The organism is Citrobacter sp. Cf116 (genome assembly GCF_030336505.1).
GTDB classification, from domain to species: domain Bacteria; phylum Pseudomonadota; class Gammaproteobacteria; order Enterobacterales; family Enterobacteriaceae; genus Citrobacter; species Citrobacter freundii.
On the sequence record NZ_JAOWEQ010000034.1, the window covers coordinates 749,637 to 770,501 of the forward strand.

The 20,865-nt window shown below is 52.8% G+C and carries 18 protein-coding genes; 6 read left to right on the forward strand and 12 right to left on the reverse strand.

The window, feature by feature from the left end:
• Positions 1-28: 28 nt before the first annotated feature.
• The gene (gene zapE, locus OGV74_RS08980) at positions 29-1,156 is read right to left on the reverse strand and encodes a cell division protein ZapE (protein WP_003839902.1); all 1,128 of its coding nucleotides are present in this window, start codon (positions 1,154-1,156) and stop codon (positions 29-31) included.
• Positions 1,157-1,348: 192 nt separating this feature from the next.
• Here zapE and zapG point away from each other — a divergent pair, with 192 nt between their 5' ends.
• The 3 genes from zapG (at position 1,349) to degS (ending at position 4,440) form a co-directional block, all read left to right on the forward strand.
• Positions 1,349-1,747: a Z-ring associated protein ZapG gene (zapG, locus tag OGV74_RS08985; RefSeq protein ID WP_003025147.1), complete on the forward strand. Its 399-nt coding sequence runs from the start codon at positions 1,349-1,351 to the stop codon at positions 1,745-1,747.
• Between the two features lie 168 nt (positions 1,748-1,915).
• A complete protein-coding gene (gene degQ / locus OGV74_RS08990; protein ID WP_003025151.1) occupies positions 1,916-3,283 on the forward strand; it encodes a serine endoprotease DegQ in 1,368 nt (455 codons plus the stop codon).
• Between the two features lie 89 nt (positions 3,284-3,372).
• Positions 3,373-4,440 (forward strand): outer membrane-stress sensor serine endopeptidase DegS, encoded by a 1,068-nt coding sequence (gene degS / locus OGV74_RS08995; RefSeq protein WP_003025154.1) that lies wholly within the window; start codon positions 3,373-3,375, stop codon positions 4,438-4,440.
• 56 nt (positions 4,441-4,496) lie between these two features.
• On the opposite strand, the gene mdh is transcribed toward degS, so the two are convergent.
• The gene (gene mdh, locus OGV74_RS09000; protein ID WP_003025158.1) at positions 4,497-5,432 is read right to left on the reverse strand and encodes a malate dehydrogenase; all 936 of its coding nucleotides are present in this window, start codon (positions 5,430-5,432) and stop codon (positions 4,497-4,499) included.
• Positions 5,433-5,868: 436 nt separating this feature from the next.
• On the opposite strand from mdh, the gene argR reads away from it, so the two are divergent.
• Both argR and yhcN read left to right on the forward strand, forming a co-directional pair.
• Positions 5,869-6,339 carry a transcriptional regulator ArgR gene (gene argR / locus OGV74_RS09005; RefSeq protein WP_003025162.1) on the forward strand — a complete coding sequence of 157 codons (471 nt, stop codon included), beginning with the start codon at positions 5,869-5,871 and terminating at the stop codon, positions 6,337-6,339.
• 376 nt (positions 6,340-6,715) lie between these two features.
• On the forward strand, positions 6,716-6,982 hold the full coding sequence (yhcN, locus tag OGV74_RS09010) for a peroxide/acid stress response protein YhcN (protein ID WP_003025165.1): 267 nt from the start codon (positions 6,716-6,718) through the stop codon (positions 6,980-6,982).
• A 57-nt stretch (positions 6,983-7,039) separates the two neighbouring features.
• Here the strand turns inward: yhcN and OGV74_RS09015 are convergent, their stop codons facing one another.
• The 4 genes from OGV74_RS09015 to aaeX all read right to left on the reverse strand — a co-directional run bounded on the left by OGV74_RS09015 (position 7,040) and on the right by aaeX (position 10,554).
• On the reverse strand, positions 7,040-7,318 hold the full coding sequence (locus OGV74_RS09015) for a barstar family protein (protein WP_003025168.1): 279 nt from the start codon (positions 7,316-7,318) through the stop codon (positions 7,040-7,042).
• Positions 7,319-7,437: 119 nt separating this feature from the next.
• On the reverse strand, positions 7,438-9,405 hold the full coding sequence (aaeB, locus tag OGV74_RS09020) for a p-hydroxybenzoic acid efflux pump subunit AaeB (RefSeq protein ID WP_003025171.1): 1,968 nt from the start codon (positions 9,403-9,405) through the stop codon (positions 7,438-7,440).
• Between the two features lie 5 nt (positions 9,406-9,410).
• Positions 9,411-10,343 (reverse strand): p-hydroxybenzoic acid efflux pump subunit AaeA, encoded by a 933-nt coding sequence (gene aaeA, locus OGV74_RS09025; RefSeq protein WP_003025174.1) that lies wholly within the window; start codon positions 10,341-10,343, stop codon positions 9,411-9,413.
• Between the two features lie 7 nt (positions 10,344-10,350).
• Positions 10,351-10,554, reverse strand: coding sequence for a p-hydroxybenzoic acid efflux pump operon protein AaeX (aaeX, locus tag OGV74_RS09030; protein ID WP_003025177.1), 204 nt, complete (start codon positions 10,552-10,554; stop codon positions 10,351-10,353).
• A gap of 184 nt (positions 10,555-10,738) precedes the next feature.
• On the opposite strand from aaeX, the gene aaeR reads away from it, so the two are divergent.
• On the forward strand, positions 10,739-11,668 hold the full coding sequence (gene aaeR / locus OGV74_RS09035; protein WP_003839896.1) for an HTH-type transcriptional activator AaeR: 930 nt from the start codon (positions 10,739-10,741) through the stop codon (positions 11,666-11,668).
• Between the two features lie 86 nt (positions 11,669-11,754).
• On the opposite strand, the gene tldD is transcribed toward aaeR, so the two are convergent.
• From tldD to mreC, 6 genes are all read right to left on the reverse strand, one after another.
• Positions 11,755-13,200: a metalloprotease TldD gene (gene tldD, locus OGV74_RS09040; protein ID WP_086504975.1), complete on the reverse strand. Its 1,446-nt coding sequence runs from the start codon at positions 13,198-13,200 to the stop codon at positions 11,755-11,757.
• 161 nt (positions 13,201-13,361) lie between these two features.
• On the reverse strand, positions 13,362-17,177 hold the full coding sequence (gene yhdP, locus OGV74_RS09045) for an AsmA2 domain-containing protein YhdP (RefSeq protein WP_086504613.1): 3,816 nt from the start codon (positions 17,175-17,177) through the stop codon (positions 13,362-13,364).
• A gap of 111 nt (positions 17,178-17,288) precedes the next feature.
• Complete coding sequence (gene rng / locus OGV74_RS09050; RefSeq protein ID WP_003025190.1) at positions 17,289-18,758, reverse strand: ribonuclease G; 1,470 nt, start codon at positions 18,756-18,758, stop codon at positions 17,289-17,291.
• Positions 18,748-19,341: a Maf family protein gene (locus OGV74_RS09055; RefSeq protein ID WP_003839891.1), complete on the reverse strand. Its 594-nt coding sequence runs from the start codon at positions 19,339-19,341 to the stop codon at positions 18,748-18,750. Before OGV74_RS09055 ends, rng begins: the two co-directional genes overlap by 11 nt.
• A 7-nt stretch (positions 19,342-19,348) precedes the next feature.
• Entirely contained in the window at positions 19,349-19,837 is a 489-nt protein-coding gene (gene mreD, locus OGV74_RS09060) for a rod shape-determining protein MreD (protein ID WP_003025196.1), read from the reverse strand.
• Positions 19,838-20,860: a rod shape-determining protein MreC gene (gene mreC / locus OGV74_RS09065; protein WP_003025198.1), complete on the reverse strand. Its 1,023-nt coding sequence runs from the start codon at positions 20,858-20,860 to the stop codon at positions 19,838-19,840.
• Between the last annotated feature and the right edge of the window lie 5 nt (positions 20,861-20,865).

Genomic DNA, 20,865 nt, shown 5'->3' on the forward strand with positions numbered 1-20,865 from the left:
CGACCCCTTTATGTGATTTGCGGCAGGTTTAACCGGCTAAATGTTCCCGCTTCAGATACTCTTCGCTTTGCATCTCCTGCAAACGCGACAAACAGCGCTGAAATTCAAACTTCAGACGCTCGCCCTGATAAATTTCATAGAGTGGCGATGCCGCGCTGACCACCAGCTTGACGTGGCGTTCGTAGAACTCATCCACCAATGCGATAAAGCGCCGCGCTTCACTCTCCATCAGCGGAGTCATGACCGGCACATCAGACAACAGTACCGTGTGAAACAAACGCGACAGCGCAATGTAGTCATGCTGGCTACGCGCATCGACACAGAGCGTGGTAAATGACACCGCCAGCGTTTGGTTTTCGACGGCCAGCGTCTGCATCGGACGATGATTGATCTCCAGCGTCGGCGCATGTTCACCTTTGGTTCCCGCTAATGCCAGCCAGAGTTTATCCATCTGTTGGCGGGTTTCCTCATTCAGTGGCGACAGCCACAAATGCGCCTGCGTTAAGGTGCGCAGACGATAATCGACGCCAGCATCAACATTCATGATGTCGCAATGCTGTTTGATAGCATCAATGGCCGGAAGAAAACGCGCGCGTTGTAAACCGTTGCGATACAGCTCGTCTGGCGGAATATTGGAGGTCGCCACCAGCGTAATGCCACGGGCAAACAGTGCCTTCATCAGGCCGCCGAGTAGCATGGCGTCGGTAATATCAGAAACAAAAAATTCGTCAAAGCACAGCACGTCCGTTTCGGCCTTAAAGCGATCGGCGATGATTTCCAGCGGATCGCTCTGCCCCTGTAAGGCAGTAAGCTCTTCATGCACACGCAGCATAAAACGGTGAAAGTGCAAACGCTGTTTACGTTCGCCCGGCAGACTATGGTAGAACAGATCCATCAGCCAGGTTTTTCCGCGCCCAACTCCGCCCCACATATATAAACCACGCACCGGTGTGTTGATCGGCGACTCACGCTTGCCCAGCAATTTGCCAAAACGCGCCATCAGTCCGCTCTCCTGCGGCGCAGGTCGCGCTGGCGTCGTAAGTGCCTGGAAAATTGTTTCCAGTCGATTCACGGCTTCTTGTTGTACATTGTCGGGCTGATGACTGCCGTCGTTGAGGGCTTGCTGGTAACGCGATGTCGGGGAAAGGCTTTGCATGATGTTATTGTTATTCCTTGAGAATCGATGTGCCGTCGCTCACGGTTGACGAAAAAAAGGCCGTTCTACATTACGTGATATAAACACGGGATTCCACTTCTACGGGATTAGCGGTTATAGTGGCATAATCAGGCGCAGGCATGGAGCCTAAAGCCAACACCCTACGGAAACACAAGACAACGGGAGATGTTCATGACCTGGGAATATGCGCTAATTGGGTTAGTCGTCGGTATCATTATTGGTGCTGTAGCCATGCGTTTTGGTAATCGGAAATTACGCCAACAGCAGGCATTGCAGTACGAACTGGAAAAAAATAAAGCTGAGCTGGAAGAGTACCGTGAAGAACTGGTGAGCCACTTTGCCCGCAGCGCTGAATTGCTGGATAACATGGCGGACGATTATCGTCAGATTTACCAGCACATGGCGAAAAGCTCCAGCAACCTGCTGCCGGGTATGTCGCCGGAAAACAACCCGTTCCGTAATCGTCTGGCAGAGTCTGAAGCAGGCAACGATCAGGCGCCGGTTCAGATGCCACGTGACTATTCTGAAGGGGCATCTGGCCTGCTGCGTAGTGGCGCAAAGCGCGACTAACCGCACATCGTTAAGAAATTTATTGGGCGCAGCAATTGCGCCCTCCGCTTCTCTTCCCGTCCCAGCTATTATTTAGTCGTTAGCCTCATTGTGACCAAACCGAAAATTCAATAACATCAAACTGTTTTGAATCATCTTCCGTTTACTCAAGGTACGAGAGCAGGATCCATGAAAAAACAAACCCAGCTGTTGAGTGCATTAGCGTTAAGTGTCGGGTTAACTCTCTCGGCGCCATTCCCGGCCGTTGCGTCGATTCCCGGCCAGGTTCCCGGTCAGGCTGCGCTCCCCAGCCTCGCCCCGATGCTGGAGAAAGTGTTGCCAGCCGTGGTGAGTGTAAGGGTCGAAGGCACCGCCACTCAGGGGCAGAAAGTCCCGGAAGAGTTCAAAAAGTTTTTTGGTGATGAACTTCCCGATCAACCTTCCCAACCTTTTGAAGGACTGGGTTCAGGTGTCATTATTGATGCCGCCAAAGGCTACGTCCTGACCAATAACCACGTTATTAATCAGGCGCAAAAAATCAGCGTTCAGCTTAATGATGGTCGTGAGTTCGACGCAAAGCTTATTGGCAGCGACGATCAGAGCGATATCGCACTGCTACAAATTCAACACCCCAGCAACCTGACGCAAATTGCCATTGCTGACTCTGATAAACTCCGCGTGGGTGATTTCGCGGTGGCTGTGGGTAACCCGTTCGGTTTGGGTCAAACAGCCACCTCCGGCATTGTATCGGCTTTGGGTCGCAGTGGGTTGAACCTGGAAGGTCTGGAAAACTTTATTCAGACTGACGCCTCTATCAACCGCGGTAACTCCGGCGGCGCATTGCTTAACCTCAACGGTGAGCTGATCGGTATTAACACCGCGATTCTGGCCCCCGGTGGCGGCAGCATCGGTATTGGTTTTGCAATCCCGAGCAACATGGCGCGCACGCTGGCACAGCAGCTGATGCAGTTTGGTGAAATCAAACGCGGTCTGTTGGGCATCAAAGGCACCGAGATGACTTCCGATATCGCCAAAGCGTTCAAACTGGACGTACAGCGTGGCGCGTTTGTCAGTGAGGTTCTGCCTAACTCCGGCTCCGCAAAAGCGGGGGTGAAATCAGGTGACGTCATTACCAGTCTCAACGGTAAACCGCTTAACAGCTTCGCCGAACTTCGTTCACGTATTGCGACAACCGAACCAGGGACCAAAGTCAAACTGGGCCTGCTACGTAACGGTAAACCGCTGGAGGTTGAAGTCACCCTCGATACCAGCACATCATCGTCCGCCAGCGCAGAGATGATTGCGCCTGCGTTGCAAGGGGCCACGCTCAGCGACGGTCAGTTAAAAGACGGTACCAAAGGCATCAGAATTGATAACGTTGAAAAAAGCAGCCCTGCCGCACAGGCCGGACTGCATAAAGATGACGTTATTATTGGCGTTAACCGCGATCGCGTAAACTCGATCGCTGAAATGCGTAAAGTGCTGGAAGCGAAACCGTCGATCATTGCCCTGCAGGTGGTGCGCGGTAACGAGAGTATTTACCTGCTCCTGCGTTAACGCATGCAACCGGACATCAGCCCCTCGTGTGATGTCCGGTAAACTCGTGATATGCTGCAGCCGTTCCCTTTATTAATGACGCCGCCATCATGTTTGTGAAGCTTTTACGTTCGGTCGCGATTGGTTTAATCGTCGGCGCTATTCTGCTGGCCGCGATGCCCTCGCTGCGCAAAATTAATACGCTTACCGCACCGCAGTTCGACAGTGCAGATGAAACGCCCGCCAGCTATAACCCGGCGGTTCGCCGTGCAGCACCTGCCGTCGTTAACGTTTATAACCGCAGTATGAACAGCACAGCGCATAACCAGCTTGAGATCCGCACGCTCGGCTCAGGCGTTATCATGGATCAGCGCGGCTACATCATTACCAATAAGCACGTCATTAACGATGCCGACCAAATCATCGTCGCATTGCAGGACGGTCGCGTATTTGAAGCGCTGCTTGTGGGGTCTGATACGTTAACCGACCTTGCGGTGCTGAAAATCAACGCCACTGGTGGACTGCCGACAATTCCAATTAATAACAAACGCGTACCGCACATCGGCGATGTGGTTCTCGCAATCGGGAACCCGTACAACCTCGGGCAAACCATCACTCAGGGGATTATCAGTGCCACCGGTCGTATTGGCCTGAACCCGACGGGGCGGCAAAACTTCCTGCAAACCGATGCCTCCATCAACCACGGTAACTCCGGCGGCGCGCTGGTCAACTCGCTGGGCGAGTTGATGGGTATTAACACCCTGTCATTTGATAAGAGCAACGATGGCGAAACCCCGGAAGGGATCGGCTTTGCTATTCCTTTTCAGCTGGCAACCAAAATCATGGATAAGCTGATTCGTGACGGGCGCGTGATTCGCGGCTATATCGGCATCAGCGGCCGAGAAATTGCGCCACTGCACGCCCAGGGCGGCGGAATGGATCAAATTCAGGGGATTGTGGTTAACGAAGTAGCCCCGGACGGTCCGGCAGCGCAGGCAGGTATTCAGGTTAACGATCTGATTATCTCGGTCAATAACAAACCGGCGGTATCTGCACTGGAAACGATGGACCAGGTGGCAGAGATTCGACCAGGTTCAGTTATCTCCGTGGTCGTGATGCGCGATGACAAGCAGTTGACGCTGCAGGTCACGATTCAGGAATATCCGGCGACCAACTAATACGGATATAAAAAAACCGGAGCAAGTGCTCCGGTTTTTTACTTTTGGGCAGTTCGTTACTTAACGAACTCTTCGCCCAGAGTGATATCTTTCTTCAGCGTATCCAGCATACCTTCCAGCGCAGCTTGTTCAAACGCGCTCAGCTTGCCGATAGACTGACGCTCTTCTACGCCGTTTTTGCCCAGCAGCAGCGGCTGAGAGAAGAAGCGAGCATACTGGCCATCGCCTTCAACGTAAGCACATTCAACCACACCTTTTTCGCCGCTCAGTGCGCGAACCAGTGACAGTCCGAAACGTGCTGCGGCCTGACCCATAGACAGGGTTGCAGATCCGCCACCGGCTTTAGCTTCCACAACTTCAGTACCCGCATTCTGGATACGTTTGGTCAGGTCAGCTGCTTCTTGCTCGGTGAAGCTTACGCCAGGAATTTGTGACAGCAGCGGCAGAATGGTCACGCCAGAGTGGCCGCCAATAACCGGGACTTCAACGTCGCCAGGCTGCTTGCCTTTCAGTTCCGCAACAAAGGTGTTGGAGCGGATGATGTCCAGCGTGGTCACGCCAAACAGTTTGTTCTTATCGTATACGCCTGCTTTTTTCAGGACTTCTGCAGCGATAGCAACGGTCGTGTTCACCGGGTTGGTGATGATACCGATACATGCTTTCGGACAGGTTTTAGCAACCTGCTGCACCAGATTCTTCACGATACCGGCGTTGACGTTGAACAGGTCGGAACGATCCATACCCGGTTTACGTGCGACGCCCGCAGAGATCAGTACCACATCAGCACCTTCCAGTGCAGGGGTAGCGTCTTCGCCGCTGAAGCCTTTGATTTTCACAGCAGTAGGGATATGGCTCAAATCAACGGCCACACCAGGTGTTACTGGAGCGATGTCGTACAGGGAGAGTTCTGAACCTGAAGGCAGTTGGGTTTTTAACAGTAATGCTAGCGCCTGACCGATACCACCAGCAGCGCCGAGGACTGCAACTTTCATCCTAAACTCCTTATTATATTGATAAGCAAAATGTCTATTGCTCCGCGGCGGCGACCTTAATTCACAAATCCAACGAATACAACAACCACGCGTCAAGAATGCGTAGTCACGCAAATTTGGCTTTTATGCATTTAACTTACGTAAAATAAAACCTAAGTTACGTAATTCAAAACCACCCGCACAGTAGAGCAACTTTCCAACAGGTGCTGACAATATACCCTACCCACCTCTCAAAACAACATCAATTTGATAACATTTAATTTACTTTTAACCTTATTTGCGAGCCGTGACACAGGCATGTTTCTTGATAACGAAATTTGATAAAATTCCGCTCTTTCATAACATTATTTCAGCCTTGAACAAGGCAGACTGTTTGCATAAAAATTCATCTGTATGCACAATAATGTTGTTTCTACCGCCATATTACGGGTGACTTATGCGAAGCTCGGCAAAACAAGAAGAATTAGTAAAGGCGTTTAAAGCGCTGCTTAAAGAAGAAAAGTTCAGCTCTCAAGGCGAAATCGTCCTCGCATTGCAGGATCAGGGCTTTGATAATATCAATCAGTCCAAGGTTTCACGCATGCTGACCAAATTTGGCGCCGTGCGTACCCGCAATGCGAAAATGGAAATGGTGTACTGTCTTCCGGCGGAGCTGGGCGTGCCTACGACCTCCAGTCCGCTGAAAAATCTGGTGCTGGATATCGACTATAACGATGCGGTCGTGGTTATTCATACCAGTCCTGGCGCTGCTCAGTTGATTGCACGTCTGCTGGACTCATTGGGGAAAGCGGAAGGTATCCTGGGTACGATTGCAGGTGACGATACCATCTTCACCACCCCAGCTAAGGGTTTTACGGTAAAAGATCTGTACGAAGCCATTCTGGAACTGTTCGAACAAGAACTGTAATACCGCCTCCCCGTCGCCACGCGGCGGGGGAAAACACTCTCTTTCTACCCCCTTCCGTCTATTTTTAACTGCTATGCATTTAACAAATGGTGCGTTTAACCGTCAAAAACCATTCACATAGTGAATATGAAGGTTTAAAAACGCACATTTTGCAAAAAGCCATATCCAATTGATTTTATTTAATTTATTTCTTTTAAAATGTTCGAAACGCTCTTTTTAATTCCATTTGGTTATAAAAAATATTTTTCTTAACACTTACCACCCATGGAAACAATTAGCGTGGTATTAATTTATTAGGTTATTAGTGTATACTTGATTTTGTGATGAGGGTCACGAAACGTAGACCCCTATAAAAGAATTCGACGAGGTAAATATCATGAAAATCAAAACTACTATTGCAACCTTAAGCCTTCTTTCTGTTCTCTCCTTCGGTGCAAGCGCCGCAGTTACTCAGGTGAACTCACAAGAAGCACAGAATCTGCAATCTATGGGTAGCATCTCCGTATCTCAAATCGGTAGTTCACCAATGGACATGCGTCAGGCCATCGCCGCTAAGGCTGAAAAAGCAGGCGCCAGCAGCTATCGCGTCACCGAACTCCGTGAAGGTGCTCACTGGCACGCTACTGCAGAACTCTACAAATAAACCCTCGTCGTCTAAGTCCGACGACTTGCCCCCGCCTGCCGGGGGCTTTTTTATGTCTTACATTGAGTGACGAACGTTAAAACGCAACTGCCCTTCCAGCTCTTCTTCCGCTTCATCGAACAGTAAAATCAGCGCGCCGTATCGCCTGCGCAGCTTGTCCGGTAAATGGACAAATTCAATCTCCAGCGGCAACGGTAAAACTTCCCCGATAACCACCTCCCACAGAGAATCTAAATCAACCACCTTTTCCCTGGCGAGACCGAACGTGCGCGTAAACTCGCGATAGAAATCACCCTGGTCTTCTATCTCGTCAAAATCAAATGTATAGATATTCATCTATAGCCACCATCCCAACGCCAGCCACTCTACAGACCGCCAATATGTGGGGGTCTCTCGCATTTTCAGGTAAGTATAGCCATAAAAAAACCGACGCTTTTAGCGTCGGTTTTCAACTCTTAATTACTGACCAGCGCATGCTGGTATTTGTGCAACATCCCACTGAGTCGTTTTACCGGCTCGGTCACCTGTGGTGGTGCTTGCCAGATGATTAATTTCTCCTGATAGATCTCAAGCTCTTCCAGCAACTGGCTAAAGTAGCGTCGGCGCTTGTCGTCATTTCCTGCAGAAATCACGCGATCGGCAGTGCGTCGAAGCTGGCGATGGAATGCGGAGAGATCTTCGTTTACCGGCACCGGCGCATCGCGCAGGCGCTGATGCGCGATGATCATGGTCAGCGCCAGGCGAAACTTCGCCAGGTCGCCCGGAAATTTGTTCATCAGCAAAAACAGCTGCTGATAAAGCGCCGGGAGGTGGTTTTCTTTACGACGTACCACGTTGGTGGTCATCGCTGAAACCGCCGCCGAGACAAACTGGTTGAGCAACACACGACCCGTTCTGTCACGAGAGTTATCACGCACCAGCAGAATAACGATAAACGCCAACATGCAGCCAACAATCTGCCCCAGCGCACTGTCCAGGAACTGGCTAAAGTGGAAGGTCATCGGGTTATCCAGCACGATGATATTAATGGTGCTGGCCAGCGCCCCCATCGAACCCAGCCGTCGTTTCTGTACTTCAATCCCCAGAAAGAATCCCAGCACTGCCAGGCTCAGGCACAGCAACAACATGCTTTGCTGCGTATTAGGGATAATCACCAGGAAATAGAGTGCCCCGAGCGGTAACGCCGCCAACGTACCGTAGATAAAATCTATCGCCACCATGCGCGGGTTGGGCAAACGCATTGCCAGCGAGGTGACGACCGCAATCATCACCATTGCGCCGCTGCCGGATGTCCAGCCGGTCCACAGCCAGAATAAGGTTCCCAGCACACAAGAAAGCGTGGTGCGCCAAAAGTTAACCATCGCATGGTGACGCTCGGCAGATTCCACTTTCACCACCGGTTCACCTTGCAGGATCTCTTCTTCGATAGCGCTAATTTTGGTGTTGCTGACAACTCCACGTTTAAGTAACAGATAGCGCGTTGCCGCCCCGGCCCAGGTGTAAATTGTGACAGGTGTGTCACGTTCACCGGTCCATGCAATCACCCGACGCATCCGCTTCAGCTGTTTATGGACATCCTGTACCGTTTCAACCGGCGTATCGAACAACTCGCGGAAGGTATCGGTGATCAGTTCTGGTCGGGTATTCTGAATAAGATAGGTTTCGCAGGATTGTGTGATAAGCGTAAGCGACAGCGTATTCAATGCCTTGAGTCTGCGGTTAGCCCGCACCCAGCGCGAGGACTCCATATTCAGGTTACTACGCATGCCTTCCAGCGCCGCCGTACGCCGGACTAAATCTCCCCAGGCTTTGTCCACTTCCTCACTGTCGCCATGCTTAATGCACAGCTGCATAAGCTGATATTGCGCCACCAGCAGGCTATCCAGTTCGACATCAATCTCCTGTTTCACCGAACGGGGCGAAAAGAGCAGGTCGGCAACAATGGCACAGACAATACCCATCACAATTTCACTACAGCGTTCGAGCGCAAATTGCGGCGTCAGCAGCGGTTCAGCCTGGATAGTAATGACGATGATCAGCGCCGTATAGCCTGAAAGCCCCCAGGCATAAGAGTTTTCGATCTTCACTAACGACGAGATCCAGGTACAAAAACCGGCCCAGATACAACACACCAGGATCATCAATAGCGGGGCGCGGATCATGCTGATGATAATGATCAGGGCGGCAATACAGCCGATAAATGTCCCGACAATACGCAACATGCCTCGATAGCGGATAGCACCTGAATAAGGTTCTCCGCCAGCGGCAAAGGCCGGACCTGCAGCCACAATGGCCGCGGTCAGCACCGCCCAGCGCGGGGTCTCAAGCTGGAAGTGAAAGCCAACGAACAGCGCCAGTACAATCGCGCAGGCCAGTTTTACCGCAAAGCGGATATGCTGGTTGGCAATGGAGAAAATACCCATCGCGATTAACCAAACTCGCGCAGGCGGTGCGCCATTTTACGGAAGAAAGATTCCTGGCTGGCATCGCGATCCTGCTTGCCGGTAATGACGACGGTCGCAGTCGTCCCGGCAGGCCACAAGGTTCCCTGCTGCTCATCAAGACGAATTCGCACCGGCACACGCTGCGCCAGGCGCACCCATTCAAGATTGGAATCAATGGTCGCCATACCCTTGGCGTCCCGCGTGCTGCTGGCATTCGTTACGCCAGCCGCCACACTATCAACCGTGCCCTTCAGCACATTATTACTGCCAAGCGGGGTGATTTCAGCGCGATACCCAGGGCGGACGCCTTCCAGTTTGGTTTCTTCCATATACGCCAGCACATAGAAAGAATGCTGTTTGACCAATGCCACCGCCGTGGAACCGCGCGTGATAAATTCGCCGCTATAGACGTTCAGGTTAGTCACCCAGCCGTCTGCTGGCGCGCGGATAACGGTACGTTCCAGATCTAATTTCGCCAGATCGCGGGTCGCTTGCGCCTTCGCAAGCTGGTGTAATACGGTTTGCAGGACGTTGTTTGATTGGTCAATCTCTTCACGAGACATAGCCTGCACGCCCAATCGGTTACGACGACCGGCCTCCTGGCGTTTTTCCTGCGCCAGTACCTGATAATAGGCCACGTCAGCTTCGGCCTGCTCGAGGGCTTTCTTATAGCGTGGCTGGTCGATAGTGAACAGGATCTGATCCTTTTTCACCAGTTGGTTATCATGGATGTTAACGTTGGTAATAAGGCCCGCAACATCCGGCGCAATCGCGACGACATCGGCGCTGAAACGCGCATCACGCGTCCACGGCGACTCGGTGTAGAACACCCATGCGCGGAAAATAGCGATGAAAGCCAGAATGACCAGTATCACGGTAATGGCCGTGCGGGAGAGTTTTCTTGTTAGTGTTTTCACTTCAACCTCAAACGAACAGGCGCGTTATTAAATAGAACAGACAGCAATACAGCGCGGTGTTAAACAGAGCCGGATGCCAGACAAAATCATAGATGCCAGTCGGAACAAGCACCCGGCGCACCAGCCAGAAAATCGCCAGTGACAAAAGTAATTCGAAAAAAATCGGTGGGAAGGACAGACCAAACACCACGATAACGGGAAACAGACTCATGTTGACCTTGGTAACGTAAGAGAGTGCAGATGATAGATTTTCTAGCGTATGTCACCGCAGAGAAGGGCAAGGATGAGCCAGGCGAGAGCGACATAGCCGTTATTTGAATAATAATATATTAACGTAACTGTTATGCTGTTATCTATATTATGTGATCTAAATCACTTTTAAGCCAGAGTGAACAATGGAACGATTAAAACGTATGTCGGTGTTCGCCAAAGTTGTCGAAATGGGCTCCTTCACCGCCGCCGCAAGACAGCTACAAATGAGCGTTTCATCGATAAGCCAGACGGTCTCAAAACTGGAAGATGAGCTACAAGTCAAGCTGCTAAACCGCAGCACGCGTAGCATTGGGCTAACTGAAGCCGGTAAAATTTATTATCAGGGCTGCCGGAGAATGCTGCACGAAGCGCAGGATGTTCACGAGCAACTCTATGCCTTTAACAACACGCCCATCGGCACTCTGCGCATTGGCTGTTCTTCAACTATGGCACAAAATGTCCTCGCCGGATTAACCGCCACGATGCTGAAAGAGTATCCGGGATTGACGGTAAATCTGGTGACCGGCATCCCGGCCCCGGATTTAATCGCTGATGGTCTGGACGTGGTTATCCGCGTCGGCGCGTTGCAGGACTCCAGCCTGTTTTCACGCCGTTTGGGAGCTATGCCGATGGTGGTCTGCGCGGCGAAAAGCTATCTCGCACAGTTTGGCACCCCAGAGAAACCTGCCGATCTCAGCAACCACTCGTGGCTGGAATACAGCGTGCGCCCGGATAATGAATTCGAGCTTATCGCTCCGGAAGGAATTTCCACCCGCCTGATCCCAGAGGGTCGTTTTGTGACTAACGATCCGATGACATTGGTGCGCTGGCTGGCCGCAGGCGCGGGCATTGCCTATGTACCGCTGATGTGGGTGATCAATGAGATCAATCGTGGCGAAGTGGAGATTCTGCTTCCCCGCTACCAGTCGGATCCGCGTCCGGTCTATGCGCTGTATACCGAAAAAGACAAATTGCCGCTCAAGGTGCAGGTGGTGATTAACTATCTGACAGACTATTTTGTCGATGTAGCGCAGCTGTTTCAGGGAATGTACGGTCGGGGAAAAGAGAAATAAAAAAAGTGTAGGCCGGATAAGGCATTGACGCCGCATCCGGAAAGATGCCCGATGGCACTGGTGCTTATCGGGCATACATCATGATGTTATGCGGTGCCACCCACGGTCAGGTTATCCACCTTCAGCGTGGGCTGGCCCACGCCCACCGGCAGGCTCTGCCCTTCTTTACCGCACACGCCAACCCCGTTATCCAGTTTCAGGTCGTTACCCACCATCGAAATCTGCTGCATCGCTTCGATACCAGAGCCAATCAGCGTCGCGCCTTTCACCGGTTTGGTGACTCTACCGTTTTCAATCAGATATGCTTCAGACGTAGAGAACACAAATTTTCCGGAGGTGATATCCACCTGGCCGCCGCCGAAGTTAGGCGCATAAATACCGTATTCAACGGATTCGATGATTTCCTGCGGCGTAGATTTCCCCGGCAGCATATAGGTGTTGGTCATACGTGGCATCGGCAGGTGCGCGTAAGATTCGCGGCGACCGTTACCCGTTGGCGCGACGCCCATCAGGCGCGCATTCAGTTTGTCCTGCATGTAGCCTTTCAGAATACCTTTTTCGATCAGCACGTTGTACTGACCCGGTGTGCCTTCATCATCAATAGCCACAGAGCCACGACGGTCCGCCATTGTGCCGTCATCCACCACGGTGCACAGTTCTGACGCTACCAGCTCACCCATGTGACCGCTGAATACCGAGGTACCACGGCGGTTAAAGTCACCTTCCAGACCATGACCGACCGCTTCATGCAGCAGAACGCCAGGCCAGCCAGCGCCGAGTACTACCGGCAGCGTACCAGCAGGCGCAGCTACCGCAGAGAGATTAACCAGCGCCATGCGTACGGCTTCTTTCGCCCATGCGTCAGCACGAACTTCACCATCAAGGTCGCCCAGGAAATAGTCATAGCCAAAACGACCGCCGCCACCGCTGGCGCCGCGCTCGCGCTTACCGTCCTCTTCCACCTGTACGCTTACGGACAGGCGTACCAGCGGGCGAACGTCAGCGGCCAGCGTACCGTCGGTCGCTGCTACCAGGATCAGTTCATAAACACCGGTCAGGCTGGCGGTTACTTCCTGGACGCGCTTGTCGGCGGCACGCGCCACGCTGTCTACGCGGCGCAGAATATCCAGTTTCTCTTCGCGGCTCATGCTCTGCAGGGGATCAACCGAGGTGTAAAGCGCCTGATGCTCCACAGCTCCCAGCGTTTTTACTTTGCCGTCACCGCTGTCACGCACGATAGTACGGGCAGCATGAGCACTCTGCTCCAGAGCCAGCAGGCTAATCTGGTCTGCATAGGCAAACCCTGTTTTTTCGCCGCTGATGGCGCGCACGCCAACGCCCTGATCGATATTGTAAGAACCATCTTTAATGATGCGGTCTTCTAAAACCCAGGATTCGTGATAGCTCGACTGAAAATAGAGATCGCCGTAATCAAGACGGCGTTCGGCCAGTTGGCCCAGGATGGCAAACAGATCCTGATGTTTCAGGCCATTTGCCGCTAGCAATTGTTCACTTACCAGGTTCAGACTCATCGTTTTGCTACTCATTAGTTACTGTTGTAGGCCTGATAAAACGCGCCAGCGTCGCCATCAGGCACTTCAATGCCGGATGGCGGCGTGAACGCCTTATCCGGCCTACGGACTGCGGTAGAGGATCTATGTTGAGATTGGGGCAATTACTCGCCCCCGTCAAATTATTGCTGGCTTTCTTTGCGCGGCTGACGCAGAACTTCGTTAATCTGCGGCTTATCGACCGGACCGGTGATGCGATAGCGCAGAATCGACACTTTGCTCCACAATGGTCCCAGAACCTTACTGGCAGCAAACACCGCCGCGCCGACAATCGGATTGACAGCAAACGCAGCGGCAACGCCTACGGTGGCAGAAATTTCCGGCGCGACAATGGCTTCCATATCCAGCTCCCGGCGTACCAGGTTCACCGAGCCTTTCATCGCAATGTCTGCCTCCAGACCGTCCACCAGCGTGTCATCGGTATGCATCACGCCATCTTTGATCCAGGCCGTGCTGCGAATCGAGTCGAAATAGAAACCTTCGCTGAAGGTGTCGCTGAAATCAAAACGCAGTTTACGCAGCAACGCATCAAAGCTTAGCAGTCGCAATAGTTGCCCCGCATGTCCGGTGCTGAGTTCAGTAAGCTCACCTTTGCCCAACCGGGTACGCAAAATCCCATTCAGCGAAGCTTCATCTGGATCCCATGGCGGGTTACGCCAGTGCAGGTCATACTCCACGTTGAACGAAGAGTTACGAATCGGGGTCGATACGCCAAAGAAACTGGCAGCGGAGTCAATTTTACTGCCGCTCAGTTTACCCTTCAGTGACGTTCGTTCTTTGCCCGGCGCGTTCACCCACACACCATCGGTGGTCAGTCTGGCAAAGCCTGTATCCAACAGACCGTTACTCAGCGTTAGCGTGTCGCCTTTAATCGCCACATCGGCGTCAATGCGCCCGTATTTCTGTCCCCACATCCAGCACTCGGCACAGCGTAACTGAACATCCGGCCAGCCGTGGAAGCTGACGTTGCCCACGGCGGAAAACGGCGAGGCTGGAGTACTATTCAGTGGTGCTTTCGTCGGCGACGCTTTCGCCGCGCTGGGGTTGTAATAAAGATACTTAATATTGGCCAGCCACGGCGCATTATTGCGCATAGCCAGCGTGGCATTTATTTCACGTCCCTGCGCCTGCGCGATGGAGCCATTGCTCGCAGGCTCAGACACGATACTCAAGTTATTCCACTGCTGACCGCCCAGGGATAACGATGGCGTACGCACCGTGATGCGCTGCGGGAAGTTGGCGTTGGTGCCAACGTTATCTGCTGCACCTTTCTGGAACAACGCCAGCCATTGCACGCCATCCATAGGGGGAAGGTTAAGCTCAATACCTTGCTGATCGGGTAACGCGGGCACGGTGCGGCTTTCCGACGTCCAGATTGCGCGGTCAAGCGTCAGTTTCTGATTCAGCAACCAGCGGCTGTTAAAGTGGTTCTTACTGCCCGCGTTGCCGGTCAGTTCAAAACTGCGCAGATTGCCGTTGGCCTTAACGTTCACCGGTAATGCCTCACCGGCTGCCTTATTCAGCGGAGCAGGTAAGTGACTACTTACATTCTTCAGGTCGCCTTTTAGCTCAATGTCGTAGGTCGGTCCGGCATGATACGGAAGATCGATACCCACCTTGCCATTCCACGCCATGCTGCCGCTTAAGGCATCGTTGACCTGCGCCGGTAAAATCCCCATGCGGGTTGGCTGCCAGTCGCCTTGCAGGTTCACGGCTACCTGATAGGCTTTCGCCCCTTCGGTGGTGGAGAAGTCGACGTTCAGCGGCTGATTAAACCAGTTCGCCGTCATCGGCTCGCTCTTCAGATCGCCGTTGATAAAGCTGAATTTACCATTCAAATTCTTCAGCGTGCTGTCGAGCGGTTTAATAAACAGGCTGTTATTACGCAGGTTGACATCGCCTTTGGCGGTAACCAGCGAGCCGTCTAGCGGGATATCCAGATGTAAGCGAGCATTCACATCGCCGTCAATCTGCAACTGCTCAAGCGTAGCGCCGAGGGAGTCCTTCAACGGCGTCTCATCAAAATAAGGTCCGACCGACTTGCCCGGCCCGTTGATATCGGCATCAATCAGCAGTTTTTCTTTAGCATAGTCGGGAATATTAGCCGTCAGGTTACTGGCCTTCACGCCGCCTAAATTGACGCTATCCGTCTTCATCCACAGACCATCGTTAATGAAGTTCAGTTCAATATTGAGATCGGTTAGCGCAGGCCAGTCGGGCTGGAAAGCAAATTTCGCGTTGCGTAGCGGCACCAGGACCTGAAATTGCCCTTCGTTGTGCAGATACGGGAACAGATGCGGGTTTCCGCCATACACCAGCGTGGCGTTATCCGCTTCGCCGCCCTGAATAGCGCCGCTGAGGTAGTCAACCAGCTCTTTGCCCATCAAGTTTTCCGGAAAATAGCGCCAGGCCTGAGAGCCGTCGTCGGTGCTAATGCCAGCCAGAATGCCTAACCACGGTTCATCTCCAGTGGGCTGCAGATAGCGAAAACCACCGCGTGCGCGTACCGCTTTCGCTTTAACATCGATGTTGCGCCCATCTAACTGAAAACCTTTATCATTTTTCAGCCAGCTTAGCGTCGCCACGCCGTTCTCTATTTCCAGCGGCGCGCGGAAGACAGTTTCATACGGCATTTTGGCTTGCTTCATGGAGGCGGTGAGCGTCCCATTTTCAACGCTGCCCGCAAGCGTACCGGAGAAATGTTCTGCCCCCGGCAGCAGCTTCCACTGTTTCCAGGCCAAATCGGTCCACGAGGACAGGAAGCGGGTTTTTTCTGTCGCCTGTAACGGGATATCCAGCGCCAACACATCGATCTTGCCACTTGGTTGCGTGGCCCGCCAGATATCACCCAACGCTGGTGATAACCTGGACGCCATCGGACGTAGCCCTTCTAACCCGGCCAGTTCCAGATTGCTGGCGCGAATGCGTAACTCGTCGCTGCGTTTGTTATTCTCGCCACCGACTTCCTGCTCAGGGATCCATGCCAGCGTTAATGCACCGCTCGGCCAGGGTTTATCATCCATGGTAATACGAGTATCGGGAATAGAGAATTGCCAGCCCGCCTCTTCACGGCTGATGTGCGCCGTCAGATTATCGACGGAGAGCGTGTGCGTACGATTTTCACCCAGCCAACTTGCTCCACCTTTTTTCAGCCAGACATCGCCACCAGAAACGACGCCTTTGCTGATCGTCATCCATGCTTCCAGGCTAAAACGCGCGGTTTGTAGCGCGACATTATCCTGCATCCATTTGCCCAGCCATGGTTTGACGTCGATGTCGTCTGCCTGCAGCCAGACTCGACCATTATTCAACAGCCCTTCGTCATCACGCAGATCCATACGCACCTGCATAACGCCGTGCTGTCCGGTCAGGCTGGAGAGGCTGACCTGACCTTCGGCGCGATGCCGATTTTTACCATTCAGCCAGGTAAGCTGTGGGATCGCCAGTTCAGCACGTTGACCTGAGAGGGTTATAAAGCTGATATAACTGTCGCGTAGATCGAAATGATCAAACTGACGCAGGAAGAGATTGCTGAGATGGTCGGTTTCAATTCCATCTCCGCCTTCACTACGCTGGATAGGAGTATTGGTGCGCAACTGCAGTTGCCAAAAGGTGAGATCGCGAAACTGCCAACGCATGTGCAGCAAACTTTGCCAGACATCCAGCGCCAGCGTGACGCGTTTTACCGAAAATTCTCCCCCATCTTTTAGCTGCGCATGGATATTACGCGCTTCAAGCGTAGGACCGAAATTTTGCCAACTGGCAGAAAGCTGACTGGCGGAAACAGGTAGACCTGTAGCGGATTCAATCTTGCCAAGAATGGCTGGACGCCAGCTATCAAGATGAGGTAACGCAAGGCGCAGTCCACTGACCAGCAGCGCTGCGATGACAACGAATGCGGCTCCAGTGAGCAGTAATATCCCCGGCAATCGCCTCACGCACCTCTCCTTGTCTACCAAAAAATATGACTCACACCCCTTGAGTGAATATTGCCGGATGACGGCGCTTGCGCCTTATCCGGCCTACATGCGCGGGTGCCACTACACGATTTACATCATGACGACGTCGAACTGCTCCTGGTTATACAGCGGTTCGATTTGTACTTTGACCTGTTTGCCGACAAAGATCTCAACCTCCGCCAGCGCATGTGACTCTTCACCTTTCAGGGTTTCAGCCACTGCCGGAGAGGCATAAACCAGGAAACGATCGGAGTCATATGCATGATGTACCCGCACGATTTCGCGCATGATTTCATAGCATACGGTTTCCACCGTTTTCACCGTACCACGCCCATGGCAGGTTGGACACTCGTTGCACAGTACATGTTCCACGCTTTCACGTGTGCGTTTGCGCGTCATCTCCACCAGGCCCAGCTGTGAAAAACCGTTAATGCTTGTTTTTACGCGATCCTTGCTCAGAGCCTGCTCCAGGGAGTGCAGTACCCGGCGACGGTGATCTTCATTATTCATGTCGATAAAATCGATAATGATAATGCCGCCGAGGTTACGCAGACGCAGCTGACGAGCAATGGCCTGCGTTGCTTCAATATTAGTATTAAAGATAGTGTCGTCGAGATTACGATGCCCAACAAACGCGCCGGTATTGATGTCGACGGTGGTCATCGCTTCAGTTTGATCGATGATCAGATAACCGCCGGACTTCAGCTCAACTTTGCGTTCCAGCGCGCGCTGGATTTCATTCTCTACGTCAAAGAGATCAAAAATAGGCTGACGCCCGCTGTAATGTTCCAGCTTGCTGGTCATCTCGGGGATATATTCCGCCGTAAATTCCAGTAACGCCTCATAGGTCAGACGGGAGTCGACGCGGATGCGGTCAAGCTGCGCATCAGCAAAGTCACGCAACACGCGCTGTGCCAGTGCCAGTTCACCGTACATCTGGTAGCGCGTTTGCGGGCGCTTTTTACGCTCCATGACTTTTGTCCAGACGCGCTTCAGGTAGGCAGCATCCGAGGCCAAATCCTCTTCGCATACGCCTTCTGCCGCCGTGCGAATGATGAAGCCACCCTGCTCATCGCAGTAATCCGCCACCACTTTTTTCAGACGTTCGCGTTCCGTTTCGCTTTCGATACGTTGGGATACGCCAACATGCGAGGCCCCCGGCATAAAAACGAGATAACGGGAAGGAAGCGTGATGTCCGTCGTCAGGCGTGCGCCCTTCGTTCCCAAAGGATCTTTTACCACCTGCACCATCAGATCCTGACCCTGGCGCACCAGTTCAGAAATGTCGCGTACCGTGAACTGTTTTTGTTCTTCACCCGCCACGCATTCGGTGTGCGGCATGATGTCAGAAGCGTGAAGAAATGCGGCTTTATCCAGTCCAATATCTACAAAAGCCGCCTGCATACCCGGAAGTACACGACTTACACGACCTTTGTAGATATTGCCTACGATTCCGCGTCGCGCCTCACGTTCAATATGAATTTCCTGCAGAATACCGCCATCAATGTAAGCCACCCGAGTTTCCGATGGCGTTACGTTTACCAACAATTCAGCCGTCATGTTTATCCCTTTTCTCACGCAGTGCGTTAAAATTGGTCAGCAACTCATACGTTTCTACCAGCGGTAAGCCGACTACGGCGTGATAGCTGCCATTTATCTTCCTGACAAAACAGCCACCCAACCCTTGAATACCGTATGCACCTGCTTTATCCATTGGTTCACCGCTGGCAACATAACCCGCGATGTCCTCATCGGTTAGTGCTCTGAATGTCACTTCCGTCACTACCAGGCAGTCCAGACTGTGCTGGCAATCGGCCAGTGCCACGGCCGTCATAACTTGATGCGTTTTGCCCGACAGTTTGCGCAGCATTGCTGCGGCGTGGGCAGCGTCGTGCGGTTTTTCCAGCACTTCGCCATTAAGGATAACGATGGTATCCGCACCCAATACCGGCAAATCGCGCGGTGCCAGCGCTACACCAGCCTGCGCTTTTTCGCGCGCCAGACGCGAAACGTACTGCTGCGCACTTTCCTGCGGGTGCCGCTGTTCTTCAATCCCAGGGATCAGCCGTTCAAACGTAACACCAAGCTGAGCAAGCAACTCCTGACGACGTGGAGAACCTGAAGCAAGATACAGAGTATTCATATCAACCTTATTGCACCGCAAACTGCTGACGGACTTTACGCATCAGTAAGAATAGCCATGGCCAAAGCACGCCATTCACTACACTACTCCAGAACACTTCAGGTCTGAAAGAGACGTTGATCACTAAAAACTCGGCCCAGAAAACAATAATATCCACGACCAGTGATAACAACATGACCACCAGCGCCTGTTGCCAGAGCGCGAGGTTTCGGAATAGCTGGAATTTCAGCGCGACCAGATAAGCAATGATACTCATCGACAATGCGCGCACGCCAAGCGTGGAGCCGCTGATGAGATCCAGTATGGCACCCACCACAAATCCCGTGCCCACATTTACGCGATGCGGCAGCGCCAGGATCCAATACAACAAGATGAGCAGTACCCAGTTTGGCCGGAAAACCAGAATGTCATCCGGCCAGGGCATGACTTGCAGCAACAGTGCAATAAGGAACGAGAGCCAAATCACCCAACGTCCCTGGCTACGATAGCTTGCCACTTACTGTCCTCCCGGCTTACGCGGAGCAGGTTGTGGCGGCGTGGTATCCACAGGCGCAGGAGTCACACCTGTTGCAGGAGTTGGCACTGGCGCAGGCGGCCCCATGGCATCTGGTGCTGGCAGAACTTGCGGCATCATTTGCATCAGACGTTCATTGGCAACGCGGTGTACTTCTTCCGGCGTCATCGGGTTCGCGCCATTACGATCGGCACCCCACAACAGCAACAGATAGCGCAAACGCTGCAGACCCGCGGTCGGGCGAGCCTGAATCACGGTATAAGCGCGCTGAGTGTCCAGCTTAACGGAAGAAACAACAGCAACTGGATAACCTTCTGGGAAACGTCCGCCCAGACCCGAGGTGACCAGCACATCGCCAACGCGAATGTCGGTATTGGCCGGCAGGTGTTCGAGCTGAAGATCGTCAGTGCAGCCGTTACCCGCAGCGATCACGCGAATATCGTTACGCAGAACCTGAATGGGCAGCGCATGCGTTGCATCGCAAATCAGCAGCACACGGCTCGTCAGTTTAGCCACCGCCACGACCTGACCCACAACGCCTTTGTCACTAATAACCGGCTGACCTTCGTAGACGCCGTTAACGCTCCCTTTGTCGATCACCACCTGATCGCTGTAAGGGTCATTAACCGTTGAGATGACTTGCGTCACCATCTTTTGTTCGTCCTGACGCAATGGCGATCCCAGCAGCTCACGCAAACGCGCGTTCTCCTGTTTGTATTGCCCCAGCATCAGCAGTTCGCTATTTTTCAGCAGCAGTTCCTGACGCAATGCCCGGTTTTCAAGTTCGAGTTGGTCACGCGAAGCCAGCGTTTGCGACACGCCGTCAAGTAATTCACGAGGACCATTTGAGATAAAGTAGAAAGGACTGACGGCGGTATCCATGTACGTTCGGATTTGACTAAACGTACCCAAGCGGCTGTCGGCAATAATAACGCCGAGCGCCACCAGCACCGCCAGAATAAGGCGAATCTGTAGCGAAGGGCCACGGCTAAAAATTGGCTTCATAGTCT